3 protein-coding genes and 1 pseudogene are annotated in these 3464 nt (G+C 43.6%); all 4 read right to left on the reverse strand.

All coding sequences use genetic code 11. The features are described from left to right. Nucleotides 1-59: 59 nt before the first annotated feature. Complete coding sequence (gene scpB / locus A3761_RS10550) at nucleotides 60-746, reverse strand: SMC-Scp complex subunit ScpB (protein ID WP_068511046.1); 687 nt, start codon at nucleotides 744-746, stop codon at nucleotides 60-62. An 11-nt stretch (nucleotides 747-757) separates the two neighbouring features. Next, on the reverse strand, nucleotides 758-1552 hold the full coding sequence (locus A3761_RS10555; RefSeq protein WP_068511048.1) for a ScpA family protein: 795 nt from the start codon (nucleotides 1550-1552) through the stop codon (nucleotides 758-760). Nucleotides 1553-1578: 26 nt separating this feature from the next. Then, a complete protein-coding gene (locus tag A3761_RS10560) occupies nucleotides 1579-2796 on the reverse strand; it encodes a tryptophan--tRNA ligase (protein WP_082870226.1) in 1218 nt (405 codons plus the stop codon). Nucleotides 2797-2971: 175 nt separating this feature from the next. Beyond that, nucleotides 2972-3464: pseudogene (locus tag A3761_RS10565) on the reverse strand (glutathione-disulfide reductase); the annotation flags it as partial.

A 3464-nucleotide genomic window follows, 5' to 3' on the forward strand; every position in this document is an offset into this window, starting at 1 on the left:
AAGGTCAGTAATTTAACGGGAATTTCGGAATAAGCATATAGAGCCTTCCTTATATAGAGCTAATCGTCCTGTTTTACTGACTCATCTTCGGTGCCGACTAGCTCTAATTGTGCATTTAATTCTTTGGAAATTAGCTCAATATCTCGAATTTCGGCCAAGGTTGGCAGGTCATCAAGGCTGCTTAGGTTGAAATAGGAAAGAAAATGCTTGGTCGTTGCATAAATTGCTGGTCGACCGGGAACCTCGCGATGACCCACAACTCGCACCCAATTTCTTTCTAGCAGGGTCTTCATTATGGTAGAGCTGACTGCAACCCCCCGAACTTCTTCAATATCGCCACGCGTAATCGGTTGGCGATAGGCAATCAAGGCCAATGTTTCCAAAAGTGCTCTGGAATACTTTTGAGGTCGTTCTTCCCATAAACGCTGTACCCACTCGCTCATTGAAGGCCGGGACTGAAAGCGATAAGCGCCAGAAAACTCAACCAACTCAACACCACGACCTTTGTAGTCTTCCTCAATTTCTTGCAATACGGAGCGAAACACTGCCCTGGTAGGCGTAAGGTCAGGTTCCAATAAAGCTTGAATCGCATCGATAGACAAAGGTTTACCTGCTGAAAACAGAAGCGCTTCGACAATAGGTTTTAATACTTCAACGGTGGGCTCAAGTGAATTATAGGTGTATTGATTCCCTACATTAGTAAGATCTTCGCTATTTGAACTAAGTAACTCTTTAATGTCTACCATTTCAAAGCTCTTTATTGTGCTCCGCGCGCCCGAACATGAATAGGCCCCAAGGTTTCTGATTGAACAAAATCGAGCAACTGCTCTTTAACTAATTCCATAATTGCCAAAAATGTTACCACAACACCATCTCGCCCTTCCTCTGGACTAAAGAGCGCAGCGAAAGGGACGAACTGTTCGGGCGTTACCTTAGATAAGATAATTGTCATCCTCTCTCTAGTTGAGAGCTTCTCTTTTTCAATATGGTGGCTTACAAACATATCAGAGCGTTGCAGAACAGAATTAAGTGCCTGAATTAACTCATTTAGCGAGACATCAGGATGTATCTTTCCGTCAGAACTGGTTTCTGCTTTGATATGAACAGGAACTATTTCTCTATCAACGCGTGGTAACTCATCCAAATCTTCAGCTGCTTTCTTGAAGCGTTCATATTGCTGAAGGCGACGAATCAATTCAGCACGTGGGTCTTCTTCTTCGTCATCTTCATGCGAAATTTTAGGCAATAACATTCGAGATTTGATCTCGGCCAACATCGCAGCCATGAGTAGGTACTCAGCAGCCAGCTCGAACTTCATCTTTTTCGCAACTTGAATATATTCGATGTACTGACGCGTTATCTCACTCACATCAACTGCCAGAATATCCATATTTTGGCGTCGTATCAAATACAGGAGCAGATCTAGCGGGCCTTCAAAGGCTTCGAGAATAACCGATAAAGCATCGGGGGGAATATAGAGGTCTTGAGGGACATCCCTTACAACTTTACCTTCGACAATTGCCAAAGGTAATTCTTGTTGCACAGCTGACATACTCAAGCCCCCTATCTTCTAGCACTTTACGCGCCGAAAGATAAACCCATTACACGTCGAACTTCCTGAAGCGTTCCCTTTGCTGCGTCACGCGCGCGCTCGGCACCTTCAGATAAAATACTACGCACTAATTCTGGGTTCTCTTCATACTGGCGAGCACGTTCACGAATTGGGCGCTGCTCTTCAAGCACTTTTTCAATTATTGGGTTCTTACATTCCAAACAACCAATGCCTGCACTGGTGCAACCTTCACGAACCCAGCATTTAGTACTTTCGTCGGAATAAACATCATGCAACTTCCACACAGGGCACTTATCTGGATCACCCGGATCAGATAAGCGTACACGTTGTGGGTCTGTCTGCATGGTTCGTATTTTTTGAGTAACCGAATCCGGATCCTCACGTAAGCCAATAGTATTGCCGTAAGATTTGGACATTTTCTGACCATCTAAACCTGGCATCTTCGATGCTTCAGTCAATAATGGCTGAGGCTCAGGTAGAATCACTTTACCGCCTCCCTCAATAAAACCAAACAAGCGTTCACGATCGCCTAGTGATATATTTTGCTGGTCTTTGATCAAAGCTCTTGCAGTTTCCAAAGCCTCATCGTCGCCCTGTTCTTGGAATCGCTTCTGTAAATTACGATAAAGCTTGGCGTTTTTCTTACCCATTTTCTTTATCGCTGCTTCAGCCTGCTCTTCAAAACCCGGATCTTTACCATATAAATGATTAAAGCGACGAGCAATTTCACGCGTCAATTCGACATGAGCTACCTGGTCAGCACCAACAGGAACAAAACCCGCACGATAAACTAAGATGTCAGCACTTTGTAATAATGGATAACCTAAGAAACCGTAAGTTGCCAAATCTTTTTCTTTCAACTTCTCTTGCTGGTCTTTGTAAGTTGGTACACGTTCCAGCCAACCTAAAGGCGTCATCATTGACAACAATAGGTGCAACTCTGCATGTTCAGGCACCATAGACTGAACAAACATTGTCGCTGAACCTGGGTTAATACCCGCAGCAAGCCAATCGATCACCATATCCCACACGCTCTGTTCTATCATGAAAGGGTCTTCATAATGCGTTGTGAGTGCATGCCAGTCTGCAACGAAGAGGAAACATTCATAATCGTGTTGCAACTCTACCCAGTTCTTGAGTACACCATGATAATGCCCAAGATGTAGCTTGCCCGTAGGGCGCATACCGGATAAAACTCTTTGCTGTGATTCAACCGAACTCAAAGCTGGCTCCTATTTATAATCTGCTATGGATAATGGATTACGTGATGAAAGTCTGGCTCGTAAAAAATACCAATGACTACTTACATACCACCTTCCGTAAAAAACGGAAGTATACTTACTTTTCTTGATAATTTCAGGGTCAGTGTATTTTTCTGGTGATCGAAGCAAAAAAACCTTAAGTTCTAGGCTGGCGCATCGTTACAAATTCTTCTGCAGCAGTAGGATGAATACCAATAGTTTGGTCAAAACTCTGTTTCGTAGCGCCAGCTTTTAATGCAACGGCAATACCTTGAATAATCTCTCCGGCCTCTGCACCAACCATGTGAACACCTAAGACAGCATCTGTTTTCTTGTCTACAACCATCTTCATTAAGGTACGTTCATCACGCCCAGACAAAGTATGCTTCATCATTTTAAAATTAGACACATAGACATCAATGTCATCAAACTCTTCCCGCGCTTGCTCCTCACTCAAGCCAACCGTAGCAATATTTGGCTGACAAAAAACAGCCGTCGGTATCAAGGAATAGTCGACTAATGAAGGTTTAGTTGAGGAAAAGAAATAATTAGCTAAGAACATACCTTCGGCAAGCGCAACCGGCGTAAGCTGCATACCACCTATTACATCACCAATCGCATAGATCGAGGGTTCACTTGTTTGAAAATAA

The sequence above is a fragment of the Oleiphilus sp. HI0123 genome, assembly GCF_001635315.1.